Source organism: Streptomyces sp. BV286 (assembly GCF_019090165.1).
Lineage (GTDB): Bacteria > Actinomycetota > Actinomycetes > Streptomycetales > Streptomycetaceae > Streptomyces.
This window is the reverse complement of sequence record NZ_JAHRIB010000023.1, coordinates 130,706-147,651: the sequence shown is the minus strand read 5'-3', so window position 1 is coordinate 147,651 and position 16,946 is coordinate 130,706. Positions and strand designations below refer to the sequence as shown.

At 72.4% G+C, this 16,946-nt stretch carries 16 protein-coding genes; 11 read left to right on the top strand and 5 right to left on the bottom strand.

Annotated features, from left to right (window positions below; translation table 11 throughout):
• Positions 1-82 precede the first annotated feature (82 nt).
• The 3 genes from KUF83_RS02665 to KUF83_RS02655 all read left to right on the top strand — a co-directional run bounded on the left by KUF83_RS02665 (position 83) and on the right by KUF83_RS02655 (position 3,273).
• Positions 83-520 (top strand): gamma-glutamylcyclotransferase, encoded by a 438-nt coding sequence (locus KUF83_RS02665; RefSeq protein WP_217452856.1) that lies wholly within the window; start codon positions 83-85, stop codon positions 518-520.
• A gap of 143 nt (positions 521-663) precedes the next feature.
• Positions 664-1,488 carry a purine-nucleoside phosphorylase gene (locus KUF83_RS02660; RefSeq protein WP_217452855.1) on the top strand — a complete coding sequence of 275 codons (825 nt, stop codon included), beginning with the start codon at positions 664-666 and terminating at the stop codon, positions 1,486-1,488.
• A gap of 150 nt (positions 1,489-1,638) precedes the next feature.
• Positions 1,639-3,273, top strand: coding sequence for a phospho-sugar mutase (locus tag KUF83_RS02655; RefSeq protein ID WP_217452854.1), 1,635 nt, complete (start codon positions 1,639-1,641; stop codon positions 3,271-3,273).
• Between the two features lie 103 nt (positions 3,274-3,376).
• Here KUF83_RS02655 and KUF83_RS02650 read toward each other — a convergent pair whose 3' ends face one another.
• The 3 genes from KUF83_RS02650 to KUF83_RS02640 all read right to left on the bottom strand — a co-directional run bounded on the left by KUF83_RS02650 (position 3,377) and on the right by KUF83_RS02640 (position 6,936).
• On the bottom strand, positions 3,377-4,228 hold the full coding sequence (locus KUF83_RS02650; protein WP_217452853.1) for a hypothetical protein: 852 nt from the start codon (positions 4,226-4,228) through the stop codon (positions 3,377-3,379).
• 155 nt (positions 4,229-4,383) lie between these two features.
• Complete coding sequence (locus KUF83_RS02645) at positions 4,384-6,057, bottom strand: hypothetical protein (RefSeq protein WP_217452852.1); 1,674 nt, start codon at positions 6,055-6,057, stop codon at positions 4,384-4,386.
• 225 nt (positions 6,058-6,282) lie between these two features.
• A complete protein-coding gene (locus tag KUF83_RS02640) occupies positions 6,283-6,936 on the bottom strand; it encodes a PH domain-containing protein (protein ID WP_217452851.1) in 654 nt (217 codons plus the stop codon).
• A gap of 186 nt (positions 6,937-7,122) precedes the next feature.
• On the opposite strand from KUF83_RS02640, the gene deoC reads away from it, so the two are divergent.
• Genes deoC through KUF83_RS02625 form a run of 3 tightly spaced genes read left to right on the top strand, consistent with a single transcriptional unit; the run spans position 7,123 to position 10,464 of the window.
• Entirely contained in the window at positions 7,123-8,112 is a 990-nt protein-coding gene (deoC, locus tag KUF83_RS02635) for a deoxyribose-phosphate aldolase (RefSeq protein ID WP_217452850.1), read from the top strand.
• Positions 8,113-8,117: 5 nt separating this feature from the next.
• Positions 8,118-9,554 (top strand): aldehyde dehydrogenase family protein, encoded by a 1,437-nt coding sequence (locus tag KUF83_RS02630; protein WP_217452849.1) that lies wholly within the window; start codon positions 8,118-8,120, stop codon positions 9,552-9,554.
• Positions 9,547-10,464 (top strand): aldehyde dehydrogenase family protein, encoded by a 918-nt coding sequence (locus tag KUF83_RS02625; RefSeq protein ID WP_217452848.1) that lies wholly within the window; start codon positions 9,547-9,549, stop codon positions 10,462-10,464. Before KUF83_RS02630 ends, KUF83_RS02625 begins: the two co-directional genes overlap by 8 nt.
• A 209-nt stretch (positions 10,465-10,673) precedes the next feature.
• On the opposite strand, the gene KUF83_RS02620 is transcribed toward KUF83_RS02625, so the two are convergent.
• Positions 10,674-11,075 (bottom strand): hypothetical protein, encoded by a 402-nt coding sequence (locus KUF83_RS02620; RefSeq protein ID WP_217452847.1) that lies wholly within the window; start codon positions 11,073-11,075, stop codon positions 10,674-10,676.
• Positions 11,076-11,202: 127 nt separating this feature from the next.
• Between KUF83_RS02620 and KUF83_RS02615 the strand changes: the two genes are divergently transcribed.
• Positions 11,203-11,898, top strand: coding sequence for a uridine kinase (locus tag KUF83_RS02615; RefSeq protein ID WP_308402893.1), 696 nt, complete (start codon positions 11,203-11,205; stop codon positions 11,896-11,898).
• Between the two features lie 299 nt (positions 11,899-12,197).
• On the opposite strand, the gene KUF83_RS02610 is transcribed toward KUF83_RS02615, so the two are convergent.
• Positions 12,198-12,959: a SigE family RNA polymerase sigma factor gene (locus KUF83_RS02610; RefSeq protein ID WP_217452846.1), complete on the bottom strand. Its 762-nt coding sequence runs from the start codon at positions 12,957-12,959 to the stop codon at positions 12,198-12,200.
• A gap of 273 nt (positions 12,960-13,232) precedes the next feature.
• Between KUF83_RS02610 and afsQ1 the strand changes: the two genes are divergently transcribed.
• From afsQ1 to KUF83_RS02590, 4 genes are all read left to right on the top strand, one after another.
• Positions 13,233-13,910, top strand: a complete 678-nt coding sequence (afsQ1, locus tag KUF83_RS02605; RefSeq protein WP_217452845.1) for a two-component system response regulator AfsQ1 — start codon at positions 13,233-13,235, stop codon at positions 13,908-13,910.
• Complete coding sequence (locus KUF83_RS02600; RefSeq protein ID WP_308402892.1) at positions 13,907-15,499, top strand: HAMP domain-containing sensor histidine kinase; 1,593 nt, start codon at positions 13,907-13,909, stop codon at positions 15,497-15,499. Before afsQ1 ends, KUF83_RS02600 begins: the two co-directional genes overlap by 4 nt.
• On the top strand, positions 15,499-16,191 hold the full coding sequence (locus KUF83_RS02595; protein ID WP_254643257.1) for a hypothetical protein: 693 nt from the start codon (positions 15,499-15,501) through the stop codon (positions 16,189-16,191). The genes KUF83_RS02600 and KUF83_RS02595 overlap by 1 nt, the downstream gene beginning before the upstream one ends.
• A 114-nt stretch (positions 16,192-16,305) precedes the next feature.
• Entirely contained in the window at positions 16,306-16,872 is a 567-nt protein-coding gene (locus KUF83_RS02590; RefSeq protein ID WP_217452844.1) for a VanZ family protein, read from the top strand.
• The last annotated feature ends 74 nt before the right edge of the window (positions 16,873-16,946 follow it).

The following is a 16,946-nucleotide window of genomic DNA, read 5'->3' as shown; positions in this document are numbered from 1 at the left end:
TCTCCCGGGGTGTCGCGGGCGCGTGGACCGGGGCTCCGGTTACGGGAGAGTCACATGCGTCGGCTGCCGTACCCTCGGTCCCATGTCGCTCTACGCCGCGTACGCCGGCAATCTCGACCCGCGGCTCATGACGCGCCGCGCACCCCACTCGCCGCTGCGCGCCACGGGGTGGCTCAACGGCTGGCGGCTGACGTTCGGCGGCGAGCACATGGGCTGGGAGGGCGCGCTGGTGACGATCGTCGAGGCCCCGCGCTCGCAGGTCTTCGTCACCCTGTACGACATCGCTCCCCCGGACGAGGAGTCCATGGACCGCTGGGAGGGTGTCGGCCTCGACATCTACCGGCGGATGCGCGTACGGATCCACACCCTGGAGGGCGAGGAGCCCGCGTGGGTGTACGTCCTCAACGGTTACGAGGGAGGGCTCCCCTCGGCCCGCTACCTCGGCGAGATCGCGGACGCGGCGGAATCGGCGGGAGCCCCGCACGACTACGTGATGGAGCTGCGCAAGCGCCCCTGCTGACCCGCGCGGCGCGCTGTCGGCGCCCGTTCCGGCGTCCGCCGACGACCTGCGGGGACGTTCGGCGGAAACAACAAGACAACGATCGCAAACCCGTGACCATCAACATCTACGCGCGTAGGCCCTGAGCGGCTACCCTCATGCGCGTGAACGCATCTCTTCTTCCGGACGACATCCAGGGCGACCCCTACTCCGCCGCCGACGCCGCCGCCGTGCGCCTGCGGGAACTCTCGGGCGCCGAGACCCACGACGTCGCCCTCGTGATGGGCTCGGGCTGGGCGCCGGCCGTGGATGCCCTCGGCGACCCCGCGGCCGAGTTCCCGGTCACCGAGCTGCCGGGTTTCCCGCCGCCGGCGGTCGAGGGTCACGGCGGCAAGGTCCGCTCGTACCAGATCGGTGACAAGCGCGCCCTCGTGTTCCTGGGCCGCACCCACTACTACGAGGGCCGCGGGGTCGCCGCCGTCGCGCACGGCGTCCGTACGGCCGTGGCCGCCGGCTGCAAGACCATCGTGCTGACCAACGGCTGCGGTGGTCTGCGCGAGGGCATGCGCCCCGGGCAGCCCGTCCTGATCAGCGACCACATCAACCTGACGGCCGCGTCCCCGATCGTCGGCGCGAACTTCGTCGACCTGACGGACCTGTACTCGCCGCGGCTGCGCGCCCTGTGCAAGGAGATCGACGCGACGCTCGAAGAGGGCGTGTACGCGCAGTTCCCCGGGCCGCACTACGAGACGCCGGCCGAGATCCGCATGGCCCGGGCCATCGGGGCGGACCTGGTCGGGATGTCGACCACCCTCGAGGCCATCGCCGCGCGCGAGGCCGGCGCGGAGGTGCTCGGGATCTCCCTCGTGACCAACCTCGCCGCCGGTATGACCGGCGAGCCGCTCAACCACGAGGAGGTGCTCCAGGCGGGTCGCGACTCGGCGACGCACATGGGAGCGCTCCTCAACCAGGTCCTGGACCGGCTGTAGCGTTCCGCCCCCGCCGCTCCTGCCCCTTCCCGTCACTTCCCCGAGGGCTCCGGCAGCCCCCGGGGACGGAAGGGCAGGAGCGGCGGGGGCGAAGAATTCCGGGCTCGGGGTACACCCACACGTACGACGAACGAAAAGAGGTCGACCCTCGTGCAGGACGAACTCATCGCGCAGGCCGAGGCATGGCTCGCCGAGGACCCCGACGCGGACACCCGTGAGGAACTCGCCAAGCTCATCGACGCCGAGGACACCGCGGAGCTCACCGCACGCTTCAGCGGCACCCTCCAGTTCGGCACGGCGGGCCTGCGCGGCGAACTGGGCGCCGGCCCGATGCGCATGAACCGCTCGGTCGTCATCCGCGCCGCCGCCGGTCTCGCCGCGTACCTGAAGGCGAAGGGACAGACGGGCGGCCTGGTCGTCATCGGCTACGACGCCCGCCACAAGTCCGCCGACTTCGCGCGCGACACCGCCGCGGTCATGACGGGCGCCGGCCTGCGCGCCGCCGTACTCCCCCGGCCCCTCCCGACCCCCGTCCTCGCGTACGCCATACGGCATCTGGGCGCGGTGGCGGGCGTCGAGGTGACGGCCAGCCACAACCCCCCGCGCGACAACGGCTACAAGGTCTACCTCGGCGACGGGTCCCAGATCGTCCCCCCGGCGGACGCCGGGATCGCCGCCGAGATCGCCGCGGTGGCGCGCCTCGCCGACGTCCCGCGCCCGGACTCCGGCTGGGAGACCCTCGACGACGGCGTCCTGAACGCCTACCTGGCCCGCACGGACGAGGTGCTGGCCCCCGGCTCGCCCCGGATCGCACGCACCGTCTACACGGCGATGCACGGCGTCGGCAAGGAGACCCTGCTCGCGGCGTTCGCGCGGGCCGGTTTCCCCGCGCCGGTCCTCGTGGCCGAGCAGGCCGAGCCGGACCCGGACTTCCCCACGGTCGCGTTCCCGAACCCGGAGGAGCCGGGCGCGATGGACCTGGCCTTCGCGAAGGCCCGCGAGACCGACCCCGACCTGATCATCGCGAACGACCCCGACGCGGACCGCTGCGCCGCGGCCGTCAAGGACGGCGCCGGGGACTGGCGCATGCTGCGCGGCGACGAGGTGGGCGCCCTCCTCGCGGCGCACCTGGTCCGCCGGGGCGTGCGGGGCACCTTCGCGGAGTCGATCGTCTCGTCGTCCCTCCTCGGCCGGATCGCCGGGAAGGCGGGTCTGCCGTACGAGGAGACCCTGACGGGCTTCAAGTGGATCGCCCGGGTGGAGGGCCTGCGGTACGGCTACGAGGAGGCGCTGGGCTACTGCGTCGACCCCGAGGGCGTACGGGACAAGGACGGCATCACGGCGGCCCTCCTGATCACGGAGCTGGCCTCCGAGCTCAAGGCGGACGGCCGCTCGCTCCTCGACCTCCTGGACGACCTCGCCGTGGAGCACGGTCTGCACGCCACCGACCAGCTCGCGGTCCGGGTGGACGACCTGTCGCTGATCACGGACGCGATGCGCCGCCTGCGCGAACAGCCCCCGACGCGGCTCGCGGGTCTGCCCGTCACCCGCTCCGAGGACCTCACCCTCGGGACGGACAGGCTGCCGCCCACGGACGGGCTGCGCTACACGCTGGACGGCGCCCGCGTCATCGTCCGCCCCAGCGGTACGGAGCCGAAGCTGAAGTGCTACCTGGAGGTCGTGGTGCCGGTGAGCACCCACGAGGGCCTTCCGGCGGCGCGCGCGAAGGCGGCGGAGCTGCTGGCGGCGGTCAAGCGGGACCTGTCGGCGGCGGCGGGCATCTGACGGCCGGCGTCACCCGAGGGGCCCGACGGGTGTCCGCCGCCGCGGACACCCGCCGGTACCTCCGGTCCGGGACGGTCCCCGGCCGCCTGCCGGGGGACGGCCGTCAGAGGCCGTACCGGCTCTTCAGGTGGCGCCAGAAGTCCCGGAACATCCACTTGTCGAACTCGGTGATCTGGGCGGCGCTGCCCGCCTTCATGAGGAAGCAGCACTGGCCGGTCGGGGACCAGTCGTAGAAGTCGTCCAGCCCGAAGGTGTGGCCGACCTCGTGCAGGTAGATGTGGATGTTCTCCTGCGCCAGGGCGTTCGTGAAGTACTCCTGGCCGACGCGCTGGCCCCAGTCGCCGCCCGCGCCGCCCTGGAAGCCCTTGGTGAGCCAGAGGGACTGGTCGTAGTGGCGGGCCGCGCCGCCCGGACAGCGGGAGTAGTTGCCGTCCTGGTGGAAGAAGCGGCCGCAGTCGGGTGCGCACTGCGGGGCGCCTGCGCCGTCGAGGTTTCCGGCGTAGATGTCGACGGAGTTGTCGGTCCACTGGAGTGTGGAGCGGTTCTTCACCGCCCAGCCGACGATGTTGACCGGCACGTCGGTGTACGGCCAGGCGTTGTGGCCCTTGCCGTTCTCGACCATGGCGGACATCCACTTGCCGAACTGCTTCTTCAGCGCGGTGTGGACCCGGTCGCGCAGGGCCGCGCTGACCGGGGCGTCGGACTCCCAGCGCACGCAGTAGTTGACGCTTCCCCGGTTGGCCATGACCTGGTCCCAGCCGTAGTTGCGGAAGCCGTAGAGGTTCGGGTAGGTCGACGAGACGTGGTTCCACACCTCGCCCAGCGGCTGTACCAGGTTCGCGGGCGGGTTCCACTCCTCGGCGGCCTGCGCCGGGGACGCCGTCGTGGTGGGGGCGACGACCAGGGCGATCAGGGCGGCGAGCAGGGTGGCCAGACGCGCCAAGAGTCTGTGCACGGTGAACTCCCTTGGTGGGGGACGGGATTTCACCTCCTGGTCGCCGCCGGTCCCCTCTCGGGTTGCCCGCCGCGCATGAGCGACTTCCGCGGCGGCCCGCCGACCGATGCCGGCAGACCGCTCGTGACCCGGGAACGCGCCCGGACCGGGGCCCGTCAGCCCAGCACGACCAGCAACGCCGCCCACACCAGGGCCAGCACCACGGCCAGCGGCCAGAGCGGGCGGCCGCGTTCGGGGACGGTGCTCTCGCCGGTGGGCCGCAGCGCGGGGTCCGTGCGCATGGCCGACAGCTCGGCCGCCATCGCGTCGTACGGGTGGACCAGGCCCTGGCGTCGCTCGAACCAGGCCCAGCGCGGCGCCGCGACCGACCAGTCGTCGTCCCGCCAGCGGAGCTTCAGCTCGAAGGACCGGCGGCGGACGGAGCGGATGTCGTCCCAGGGCACGTGCCGGGGGCCGCCCAGTCCGGTGACCCACAGGCCCGAGCGGTCCGCCGTGATGCGCCAGGCGAGCTTCACGGGGACGCGGACGGCCCCGTAGAGGCCGAGCGCGACGACGAGGGCCAGCTTCCAGAGCGACAGCTCCGACCCGGTGATGCCGGACCAGGCGAGCCAGCCGCCCCACTGCACGAGCAGCGCGGCGGCCACCCAGTCCAGCCAGCCCGCACGCCAGCGGCGCACCGGGGCGGGGACGCGGTCCACGACCGACTCCCTCGCCTGCTCGGCCAGTTGGCGGCTCTGCTCCTCGCGGGCCTTCTCCTTGGCGATGCGCCGGGCGCCGGCGCCCGGCGACAGGGGCCGGACCCCTCCCGCCGACCACTCCGCCAGCGGCGGCTGGTCGGGGTCCTCGTCGGCGCTGAGGACCACGACCTCGGCGCCGTCGAAGGGGGCGCCGTAGAGGACGGCCTCGCGGACCGGGCCGGGGGTGTCGTCGTCGGCCGCGTCGAGGAGCCGCTCCAGTTCCTCGTCGGCCTCCTCGCCGGCGGCGTCCGGTCCGTCGTCGCCGTCGGCGGCGTCGTCGTCCTCCTCCTCGTCACCGTCGTACGACGTCAGGTCCACGGTGAACAGCGGCCGGAGCGCCGCGAGGTCGTCCGACGCGTACACCTCCGTGGTGCCCTGCGCGTCGTCGCGTACGAGGACGCGCAGGACGGGTGCGGGGGTTCGCCGCAGCGCGACGGCCCGGCGGCGGCCGAGCCACGCCGAGGCGATGGCGGTCACGCCGAGCCCTGCCAGGTAGAAGGCCAGGACCCAGGAGACCCGGCGGTCGTCGCCCGTGCCCCACAGCCCGGCGGTGGCGCCGGTGAGCACTCCGAGCGCGAGCACGACGACGCCGAGCGGGAGCAGGAAGCGGCCGCGCAGCACCTTCGCGTCCGCGTCAGGAGTCCGCGCCGTGCCGTCTTCGGCGGCGTCCAGCGCCTGGTCGATCTGTGCGCCGCGGGCCCGCAGGCGTACGGCGACGACGGCCCAGGAGACCACCACGACGAACGCCACGACGGCGGTCACGACCCACGGCTGCGACGGTGCCTCCAGCGCGAGCGCGAGGAGCAGCGCGGGCGCTCCGGCCCAGACCAGTTCGGGCCGCGCGAGCACCCACAGGACGTACACCGCGAAGCCCGCCGCGACGAACGGCCACAGTCCGCCGAGCATCGCGGCCCAGGCGCCCGCGCAGAACGCGAGGGTGGTCACGGCGCCGGCGATCGACCTGCGCACCCGCAGGAACGTCCAGCGCGGCGGGAGCGCGGCCGACCAGCCCGCCGCCCGCCCGGACGTCCAGTCCCGGCAGTCGTCGGGTATCGCTGCCGCGGGCAGCCGCAGCGGCTCGTCGTACGACACATGCACTCCTGGATCGCGTGGGAACGCCGGTGGCGGCACCGGCGCGGCACTGGTGACAGTAGCGACCGAAACGCGCCGCCCCGACCGGCGGACGCCCCTGCCCCGACGGAGGTGCCACCCTCTCGTACGGCCGAACGTGCCCATCGCCTCAAGCCCGGCGCGTCGATCCCCGGGACGTCCCGCCGCCGGCGCGCGTTTCCCGGTGGTGCGGAGCGGGGCCCGGGGTCAGCCCACGGCCAGCAGGATCGCCAGCAGCACGGCTCCGGCCGCGGCGGGTCCCACGACCTCGTAGGCCCACCGCACCGACACCTCTCCCTGGGCCCGCGGATCCTTGCCGCGGGCGTCCATCAGCTCGCGCAGCTCGTGCATGGTCTGGTCGCTCTGGGCGCGTACGGGCCCGTCGTGCGCGGGTGAGGGGTGGCGGGGCCGTCCGCCGCGGGTGGCCGCCGCGTCACCCCTGGCCTCCTTGCGGGCCGCCCTCTTGCGGGCGCGCAGGGAGACCGGCACGGCCCACACCTGGTACTTGGTGCCGGCCGTGTCGAGCACCTCGTTCGAGTAGCCGGACCTGAACGCCTCGACCGTCCCCCAGGGCATGACGATCACCCGGAAGGGGTTACGGATGCGCAGCCGCTGTTCGTTCGCGTACACGGCCGGGCGCAGCGTGAAGGCGGCGACCAGCGGGACGAGCAGGAGCAGCGTGGCCAGCGCCAGCCACGGCGCCCGGCCCTCGCCCGTGACCAGCGCGTCGATGCCGAGCCAGCCCGCGATCGCGAGCAGCAGCACACCGCCCGCGACGCCGGAGGGCGACCGGTAGACCCGGTCCTTGAACTGGGGTTCCGGTGTTTCCGGTGCGGGTGGCTGGTGGTCCGGGGTCGTCATGGTGCCGATTCTGCCCGACGCCGTCGGACGCGCTCGTGGGCGGTGCCCCGCAGGGGTCGTACGCCGGGCTGCGGGCCGCCGCCGGGAGGAAGGAGGGGCGGAAAGGCGGGGCGGAAAGGCGGGACAGCGGGACGAGCACCGGGGCTGTACAGCCGCTACGCGCGTAGATATGCTCGTCTGGTGACCATGCCCACCACTGCAACCTCCGCCGCCGCTGAACGCGCGGGAGGTACACCCAGCGCTCACGCACTCACGGACGTGGCCGCGTCGGACAGCACGCTGCGCCGCTTCCTCCACGGGCTGCCCGGCGTCGACACGGTCGGCCTGGAGGCGCGCGCCGCCTCGCTCGGCACCCGTTCGATCAAGACGACCGCCAAGGCGTACGCCATCGACCTCGCCATCTCGATGGTCGACCTGACGACGCTGGAAGGCGCGGACACCCCGGGCAAGGTCCGGGCGCTCGGCGTCAAGGCCGTCCACCCGGACCCCACGGACCGCACGGCCCCGACCACCGCCGCCGTCTGCGTCTACCCCGACATGGTGACCACCGCGAAGGAGGCCGTCGCCGGTTCCGGCGTGAAGGTCGCCTCCGTCGCGACCGCCTTCCCGGCCGGCCGCGCCGCGCTCGACGTGAAGCTCGCCGACGTGCGGGACGCGGTCGCCGCGGGCGCCGACGAGATCGACATGGTCATCGACCGCGGGGCGTTCCTCGCGGGCCACTACGCGAAGGTGTACGACGAGATCGTCGCCGTGAAGGAGGCCTCGGGCGCCGCCCGCCTGAAGGTCATCTTCGAGACCGGCGAGCTGTCGACGTACGACAACATCCGGCGTGCGAGCTGGCTCGGCATGCTGGCGGGCGCGGACTTCATCAAGACGTCGACGGGCAAGGTCGCGGTCAACGCCACGCCCGCGAACACCCTGCTCATGCTGGAGGCCGTCCGCGACTTCCGCGCGCAGACCGGCGTCCAGGTCGGCGTGAAGCCGGCCGGCGGCATCCGCACCACGAAGGACGCCGTCAAGTTCCTGGTCCTGGTCAAGGAGACCGCGGGCGAGGACTGGCTGGACAACCACTGGTTCCGCTTCGGCGCGTCCTCGCTCCTGAACGACCTGCTGATGCAGCGTCAGAAGCTGGCCACCGGCCGCTACTCCGGCCCCGACTACGTGACGGTGGACTGATCACCATGGCTTCCGTATTTGAGTACGCACCGGCTCCCGAGTCGCGGTCGGTCGTCGACATCGCCCCTTCCTACGGCCTGTTCATCGACGGCGAGTTCGTGGAGGCGGCGGACGGCAGGGTCTTCAAGACCGTCTCGCCGTCCACCGAGGAGGTCCTCTCCGAGGTCGCCCAGGCGGGCGCCGAGGACGTCGACCGTGCGGTGAAGGCCGCCCGCACGGCCTTCGGGAAGTGGTCCGCGCTGCCCGGCTCCGAGCGCGCCAAGTACCTCTTCCGCATCGCCCGGATCATCCAGGAGCGCAGCCGCGAACTGGCCGTCCTGGAGACCCTGGACAACGGGAAGCCCATCAAGGAGACGCGCGACGCGGACCTCCCCCTGGTGGCCGCGCACTTCTTCTACTACGCGGGCTGGGCCGACAAGCTCGACCACGCGGGCTTCGGCACGAACCCCGCGCCCCTCGGCGTCGCGGGCCAGGTCATCCCCTGGAACTTCCCGCTCCTGATGCTGGCGTGGAAGATCGCCCCGGCGCTCGCGACGGGCAACACGGTCGTCCTGAAGCCCGCGGAGACCACTCCCCTGTCGGCGCTGTTCTTCGCGGACATCTGCCGCCAGGCGGGCCTGCCCAGGGGCGTCGTCAACATCCTTCCCGGATACGGGGACGCGGGCGCGGCCCTCGTCGAGCACCCCGACGTGAACAAGGTGGCCTTCACCGGTTCGACCGCGGTCGGCAAGGCCATCGCACGCCAGGTGGCCGGCACGCGGAAGAAGGTCACGCTCGAACTCGGCGGCAAGGGCGCGAACATCGTCTTCGACGACGCGCCCATCGACCAGGCCGTCGAGGGCATCGTCACGGGCATCTTCTTCAACCAGGGCCAGGTCTGCTGCGCAGGCTCCCGCCTCCTGGTCCAGGAGTCGATCCAGGACGAGCTGCTGGACTCCCTCAAGCGCAGGCTCTCGACCCTGCGCCTGGGCGACCCGCTCGACAAGAACACCGACATCGGCGCGATCAACTCGGCCGAGCAGCTCTCACGCATCACCACACTCGTCGAGCGCGGCGAGGCCGAGGGCGCCGAGCGCTGGTCCCCGTCCTGCGAACTGCCGTCCTCCGGATACTGGTTCGCCCCGACGCTCTTCACGAACGTCACCCAGGCGCACACCGTCGCCCGCGACGAGATCTTCGGCCCGGTGCTGTCCGTCCTGACCTTCCGGACGCCGGACGAGGCGGTCGCGAAGGCCAACAACAGCCAGTACGGCCTGTCGGCGGGCATCTGGACCGAGAAGGGTTCCCGGATCCTGGCGGTCGCGAACAAGCTGCGCGCGGGTGTCGTCTGGTCCAACACGTTCAACAAGTTCGACCCGACCTCGCCGTTCGGCGGCTACAAGGAGTCGGGCTACGGCCGCGAGGGCGGCCGTCACGGCCTGGAGGCGTACCTCGATGTCTGAGAAGCCGAAGAACACCGAGAAGGCAGAGCGGCAGCGCCTGAGTGTCTTCAAGACCTACAAGCTGTACGTCGGCGGGAAGTTCCCGCGTTCCGAGAGCGGCCGGGTGTACGAGGTGACCGACTCGAAGGGCACGTGGCTGGCCAACGCGCCGCGCGCGAGCCGCAAGGACGCCCGTGACGCGGTCGTCGCCGCCCGCAAGGCGTTCGGCGGCTGGTCCGGCGCGACCGCGTACAACCGCGGTCAGATCCTCTACCGCGTCGCGGAGATGCTGGAGGGCCGCAGGAGCCAGTTCGTCCACGAGGTCGCGGGCGCCGAGGGCCTGTCGAAGGCGAAGGCCGCCGAGCAGGTCGAGGCGGCGATCGACCGCTGGGTCTGGTACGCGGGCTGGACCGACAAGATCGGCCAGGTGGTCGGCGGCGGGAACCCGGTGGCGGGCCCGTTCTTCAACCTCTCGACCCCCGAGCCGACGGGCGTGGTGACGGTCCTGGCTCCCCAGGAGTCGTCCTTCCTGGGGCTGGTCTCGGTGATCGCCCCGGTGATCGCGACCGGTAACACGGCGGTCGTGATCGCGAGCGAGAGGTCCCCGCTCCCCGCCCTGTCGCTGGGCGAGGTGCTGGCGACCTCGGACCTCCCCGGTGGCGTGGTCAACATCCTGTCCGGCGGTACGGCGGAGATCGCGGCCCCGCTGGCCGCGCACCAGGACGTCAACGCGATCGACCTGGCCGGCGCCGACGAGGCACTCGCGAAGGAACTGGAGATCGCGGCCGCGGACAACCTCAAGCGGGTCGTCCGTCCACAGCCTGTGGATTACTTCGGCGCGCCGGGCATCGAGCGCCTCACGGCCTTCCTGGAGACGAAGACGGTCTGGCACCCGACGGGTGCGCTGGGCGCGTCCGGCTCCTCGTACTGAGCCCGCCGGCCCGCAGCAGGAGACCGGCCGGGTCACGGCGTCGTACGTGACCCGCCGGGCTCACCGGGCCGTAGGCGCCCTGTCGGGCCGCGGCCGAGGCCAGGGATCCCGACCTGTGTTCCAGGGGTCCCGTCCGACGGGAGAGCCGCGCTTCCCCTCCGTCCGGGGGAAGCGCGGCTCTCTCTTGCGTGTCGCGTGAGGACCGCGGTTCAGCGCAGCAGTCCCGTCGCCGGTCCCAGCACGGGAACACTGCCAAGCGACTGCGCCTGCGCGACCGGCGCCGTCAGCATGGTCGTCGCCAGCGGCGGGAAGTCGGCCACCTGGGTGGCGAGTCCGTTGTCGAGCGGATCGACGCCCGTGCCCGCCAGCGGGTTGGGCTTCAGCCCCGCGACCGGCCCGGTCACGTATCCGACGGTCCCGGTCAGCGCCTGGAGACCGGCCTGCGGGTCGATGTTGCCCATGGAGGTGGGCCGGGTGCGGACCACGTCCAGGACCGGGTCGGTGTCCGCGACCGCCGAGGCCGCACCCGCGCCCACCGCGATGCCCGCGGTCGTGAGGGCCAGCAACGCGCGCCGGGCGGTCGGGTTCTGGGAGGCCGAGTGTCGTGCCATCGCTGCTGCCACCTTCTGATGCGCAAAGTAATCAGGACGACACGAAGGGTAGTTGAGGTGTGACGCGCACTCCAAAGGCGACCCGCGGGGTCGGCCCGGAGCCTCGGATGCCGCACACTGGTGTCTCGTGAGTTCCCCTCTCCCGATACGCGCCCGCGTCGTGCTGCTGTGCGGCCCCTCCGGCTCCGGCAAGTCCCTCCTCGCGGCCCGCTCCGGCCTTCCGGTGCTGCGGCTCGACGACTTCTACAAAGAGGGCGACGACCCCACACTGCCGCAGGTGGCGGGCAGTTCGGACATCGACTGGGACCACCCGCTGTCGTGGGACGCGGACGGGGCCCTCGCCGCGCTCTCGCAGCTGTGCGCGACAGGGCGTACGAGCGTTCCGGTGTACGACATCTCCCTGAGCGCGCGGACCGGCTCGGAGGACGTCGACTTCACGGGGGCGCCGGTCTTCATCGCCGAGGGCATCTTCGCGGCGGAGATCGTGGAGCGGTGCCGGGAGGCCGGGGTCCTCGCCGACGCGCTGTGCCTCAGCCGGGGAGCGGTGACCACGTTCCGCCGCCGGTTCCTGCGGGATCTGCGCGAGGGCCGCAAGTCCGTGCCGTTCCTGCTGCGGCGGGGCTGGCGGCTGATGCGGGACGAGCGGTCGATCGTGGCCCGGCAGACCGCACTCGGCGCCCACGCCTGCGATCGGGACGAGGCGCTGGAGCGGCTCGCCGACGCGTCGCGCTCCACGCGGGAGGTCATCGGTGACGTCCGGGTGCCCGGGAGTCCGCCGCGCCCCGCCGCAAAGCCGCACGACGTCACCGCCCCGCACTCCTAGCCGGAAACGCCGCGCGGCCGGGCCCGCGAAGCCGAACCGCCCCCGGACGCACAGAGAAGCGGGACCGTACGGGCCCCCCGGCCCCTGCGGTCCCGCTTCTCCTGGTGCTCCCCCGTGTGCTTCCCCCGCGGCCCCCCGGCCCCGGTGGTTCCCCCCGGTGGTGCTCCCCCCCGTACTGCCCGCCGCCTCCCCCGAAGTGGCGGGCCTCCCCCGTGCTGTCCGGCACCTCCCCCGAAGTGACGGACTTCCCCCGTGCTGTCCGCCGCCTCCCCCCGGAGTGACGGACATCCCCCCAGCCTTCAGGCGACTAGCTCGCCGAAGGACTCCTCCTCGTCACGGCCGAAGCTGAGGACGTCGTCCTCGCGCAGCCGGCGGAGCGACCGCCAGATGCTGGACTTCACCGTGCCGACACTGATGTCGAGGATCGCCGCGATCTCCGGGTCCGTGCGGCCCTCGTAGTAACGGAGGACCAGCATGGTGCGCTGGAGTTCCGGCAGCCGGGCGAGCGCCTGCCACAGGACCGCGCGCAGCTCCGTGCCGCGCATCGCGTCCGTGTCGCCGGCCGTCTCCGGCAGCTCCTCGGTCGGGTACTCGTTCAGCTTGCGGCGGCGCCACGCGCTGATGTGCAGATTGGTCATCGTGCGGCGGAGGTAGCCCCCGACCGCGGCCTTGTCGCTGATCCGGTCCCACGCCCGGTACGTCGAGAACAGTGCGCTCTGCAGCAGGTCCTCGGCCTCGAAGCGGTCGCCGGTCAGGTGGTAGGCGGTTGCGTACAGGGAGGCGCGGCGCTCCTGGACGTAGGCGGTGAACTCCGCCTCCGACACCGAGCGACGCTCCCCCGTGACCTCCCCGTACGCTGCCCCCGTTCCCCCGTGGGCAACCCCCGTACCGCTTCCCCCCGCATGTGCGTCAACCACCGTCATGTACGACCCGGTGTGCTGACGCCCGGTGCCGCGAGCGCACCCCCGCCCGCTCACGGCACCGGACTTCTCCGTGCTCCTCGTGACGTCGTGGAGCCGCGTGACAACTGCGCCAGTACTGGTGCTGTGCAGCGTGTTCATCTCGCGCCCCCCGTCGTGGAGTTCCGGTGTTCGGTACTTCGCTGTGGTGCTTCCTTGCTTGTGACGAGAAGCTTGCCGGGGCCACTTCATGACCGTGTCCGCCGACTGTCACAGGCCTGTCACAGGGGCTCGTCCCAGGCACCTCACAGACCGATCACAGAGAAGCGTCGTACGGCTACTCACGGCACACGCGCCACGCACTCGTACGCGGGACATGTGTGGGAGCGCTCCAACAGTCGATTCCCGCCCATGTCATGGGACAGAATGACGTCCGTGCCTTCCCTGTTGCTGATCGAGGACGACGACGCCATCCGGACGGCCCTGGAGCTCTCGCTGACGCGCCAGGGACACCGGGTGGCCACCGCTGCCACCGGCGAGGACGGTCTGAAGCTGCTGCGCGAGCAACGGCCCGATCTGATCGTCCTCGACGTGATGCTGCCGGGCATCGACGGATTCGAGGTGTGCCGGCGCATCCGCCGGACGGACCAACTGCCCATCATCCTGCTGACCGCGCGCAGCGACGACATCGACGTCGTGGTCGGACTGGAGTCCGGCGCCGACGACTATGTCGTGAAACCCGTGCAGGGGCGGGTGCTCGACGCCCGCATCCGGGCCGTGCTGCGGCGCGGCGAGCGCGAGGCGAACGACGCGGCGACGTTCGGTTCGCTGGTCATCGACCGTGCCGCGATGACCGTGACGAAGAACGGCGAGGACCTGCAGCTGACGCCCACCGAGCTGCGGCTGCTGCTGGAGCTGAGCCGCCGGCCGGGGCAGGCACTGTCCCGCCAGCAGCTGCTGCGGCTGGTGTGGGAGCACGACTACCTCGGCGACTCGCGGCTCGTCGACGCGTGTGTGCAGCGGCTGCGCGCGAAGGTGGAGGACGTGCCGTCCTCGCCGACGCTGATCCGTACCGTGCGCGGCGTCGGCTACCGGCTGGACAATCCTCAGTGACCAAACCGCAGGACAAGCTCCGCGGCTGGGCGGCGGCCCGCCGGACGGTCATGGCGGGGCTGCGCTTCACCAGTCTTCGGCTGCGCCTGGTCGTGGTGTTCGGGCTCGTCGCGCTGACCGCCGCCGTGTCGGCGTCCGGGATCGCGTACTGGCTCAACCGCGAGGCCGTCCTCACCCGTACGCAGGACGCGGTGCTCGGTGACTTCCAGCAGGCGATGCAGACCCGCGCCAGCACGCTGCGGCCGCATCCCACGCAGGAGGAACTGCAGCGCGCCGCCGGGCAGATGGCGAACAGCAGCCAGCGTTTCAGTGTCCTGCTGATCGCCGAGGACGAGAACGGCGAGACCGTGCGCGGGAACTCCGACCTGGACACCTTCACGCTGGAGGACGTACCAGAGTCCCTGCAGAAGGCGGTGAACAAGGAGCAGGAGCTCTCCTCGAACAACAAGTACGCGTACCACCTGTACTGGCAGCGGACCGTGCAGGGCGACAAGCCGTATCTGGTGGGCGGCGCGAAGGTGATCGGCGGCGGGCCGACCGGGTACATGCTCAAGTCGCTGGAGCCGGAGGCCAAGGACCTCAACTCGCTCGCCTGGTCGCTGGGGATCGCGACCGGGCTCGCGCTGATCGGCTCGGCGCTGCTGGCGCAGGCCGCGGCGACGACCGTCCTGAAGCCGGTGCACCGCCTCGGCACCGCCGCCCGGCGGCTCGGCGAGGGCAAACTCGACACCCGGCTGCGGGTGTCGGGCACGGACGAACTGGCCGACCTGGCACGGACGTTCAACCGTACGGCGGAGGCACTGGAGAAACGGGTCGCGGACATGAGCTCCCGCGACGAGGCGTCCCGGCGGTTCGTGGCGGACATGTCGCACGAGCTGCGGACCCCGCTGACCGCGATCACCGCCGTGACCGAGGTGCTGGAGGAGGAGCTCGACGCCGAGACCGGCAGTGTCGACCCCATGATCGAGCCCGCGGTGCGGCTCGTCGTCAGCGAGACCCGGCGGCTGAACAACCTGGTGGAGAACCTGATGGAGGTCACCCGCTTCGACGCGGGCACCGCCCGGCTCGTCTCCGACACCGTCGACATCGCCGACCAGATCACCGCGTGCATCGACGCGCGCGCCTGGCTGGACGCGGTGGAACTGGACGCCCCGCGCGGCATCATGGCGCACATCGACCCGCGCCGCCTGGACGTCATCCTGGCGAACCTCATCGGCAACGCCCTCAAGCACGGCGGTTCCCCGGTGCGCGTGTGCGTACGGGAGGAGGGCGCCGACCTGGTCATCGAGGTCCAGGACCACGGCCCCGGCATCCCGGAGGACGTCCTGCCGCACGTCTTCGACCGCTTCTACAAGGCGAGCGCATCCCGGCCCCGCTCCGAGGGCAGCGGCCTCGGCCTGTCCATCGCGCTGGAGAACGCCCACATCCACGGGGGTGAGATCACCGCCGCGAACTCGCCGAAGGGCGGCGCCGTCTTCACCCTGCGCCTGCCGCTCGACTCGTCCGAGCCGAAGGACCCGGAGAACCCGGGGGCGGACGACGAGGACCGGGCCGGCATCGACGCCGGCCGCACCGAGGGGGGCGTGTGATGTCCGTACGCGACGCATGGGGCATACGCGCGGCGCGTGCCGTCCGCACGACGGGGGCGGCCCGTCCGGCGCGGGCCGTGCGCCGGACGCCGCGCGGGGCCCGGCTGGCGCTCGCCGTGCCGCTGCTCGCCGTGGCCTTGGCCGGGTGCGGGATACGCGCCACGGAGGTGCCGACCGACTTCGGGCCCGCGCCCTCCCGGGTGCCGTGCGCGCTGACCGGCCCCGACGACGGCACGCAGTCCTCGCGCGGCATCCTCGTCCAGGTCTTCCTCCTCTGCTCCTCCCAGCTCGCGCCGGTCGACCGGACCGTACGCATCGAGGCCGGGCCCGCCGAGACGGACCGGGTGCGCGCCGCGCAGGCCCTGCTCGACGAGCTGTCCGCCCGTCCGTCGGACGCCGAACGGCAGGCGAACTACTCGACGGGCGTGCCGAAGGGCCTGTCGGTGGGTGGCCCGGAGCGTGCCGACCCGGCGGACGCCCTGCGTCTGAGCACGGCGCCCGCGGACCTGACGTCGTACGCCCTGGCGCAGATCATCTGCACCTTCAGCGACTCGGAGGCCGCCTCCGACGACAGCGCGGTGACCCTGGGCGGCCCCGGCACGGACGCCCCGCGCCGCTACGAGTGCACGCAGGACGTGCGCGACCGCCCGGGCTCACAGACCCCGCCGTCGACGGAGGCCGACGGGGCCTGAGGGCCCCGGCGGGGCCCCGGCGGGGGTCCCGTCTGTGGCGCACGCCTCACACGTGCGGACCAAGCGCCGCCGTCACACGGAACCGATCCTGCCGGTGGTCGCGTCTTGGGGTTCGTGCAGCGTCAAGGCTCGAACGGCGGCACCGCCGTGAACCGCGTCCGTGTGACGGGAGGTCTCCTCCTCGTCGCACACCTCGCGCTTGTTGCCTGGTTCACGCTGCGGCCCCTGGACGTGCCCTGGGTGAGCGCGGCGAACCTGCGTCCTTTCGCCAGCATCAGGGCCGATCTGACCATGGGCCCCGAGGCGGCCGCCCGCGCCATCGGCAAGGGCCTGCTGCTGCTCGCCCCGCTCGGGGTGCTGCTGCCCATGGCGGGCGGCAGACTCGTCGTCTCCCCGCTGCTGTCCCTGCTGCGCACGGTCGCCGCCGGAGCACTGCTGTCGATGGCCATCGAACTCCTGCAGACCGGGGTGCCGGGCCAGGTCGTGGACGTCGACTCGCTGCTGCTGAACACCGTGGGTGTGGCGCTGGCCCACCTCGCCGTGGTGCCCGCCGCCCGGGCCGTGCTGCGCCGCCGGGCCGCGACACGCAACCGGGCCGCCGCGCTGCGTCTGAGGGCCGCGGCGGAGGAGGCGGCTCAGGGTCTGACCCCGACGATTCCCAGGGTCGGTATCGCCCCGTAGAGCGACGCTTTGCCCCCTTCGTGTCAGTACGTTGGATGTCAGACGAGGCGACCGCACAGGAAGCCCCGGCCCAC

Excerpts from the sequence above, each read along its gene's own strand:
- KUF83_RS02665 (WP_217452856.1), top strand. The coding sequence starts at position 83 with ATGTCGCTCTACGCCGCGTACGCCGGCAATCTCGACCCGCGGCTCATG.
- KUF83_RS02640 (WP_217452851.1), bottom strand. The coding sequence starts at position 6,936 with ATGACGACCCCGGACCACCAGCCACCCGCACCGGAAACACCGGAACCC.
- deoC (WP_217452850.1), top strand. The coding sequence starts at position 7,123 with ATGCCCACCACTGCAACCTCCGCCGCCGCTGAACGCGCGGGAGGTACA.
- KUF83_RS02630 (WP_217452849.1), top strand. The coding sequence starts at position 8,118 with ATGGCTTCCGTATTTGAGTACGCACCGGCTCCCGAGTCGCGGTCGGTC.
- KUF83_RS02625 (WP_217452848.1), top strand. The coding sequence starts at position 9,547 with ATGTCTGAGAAGCCGAAGAACACCGAGAAGGCAGAGCGGCAGCGCCTG.
- KUF83_RS02620 (WP_217452847.1), bottom strand. The coding sequence starts at position 11,075 with ATGGCACGACACTCGGCCTCCCAGAACCCGACCGCCCGGCGCGCGTTG.
- KUF83_RS02610 (WP_217452846.1), bottom strand. The coding sequence starts at position 12,959 with ATGAACACGCTGCACAGCACCAGTACTGGCGCAGTTGTCACGCGGCTC.
- KUF83_RS02595 (WP_254643257.1), top strand. The coding sequence starts at position 15,499 with ATGTCCGTACGCGACGCATGGGGCATACGCGCGGCGCGTGCCGTCCGC.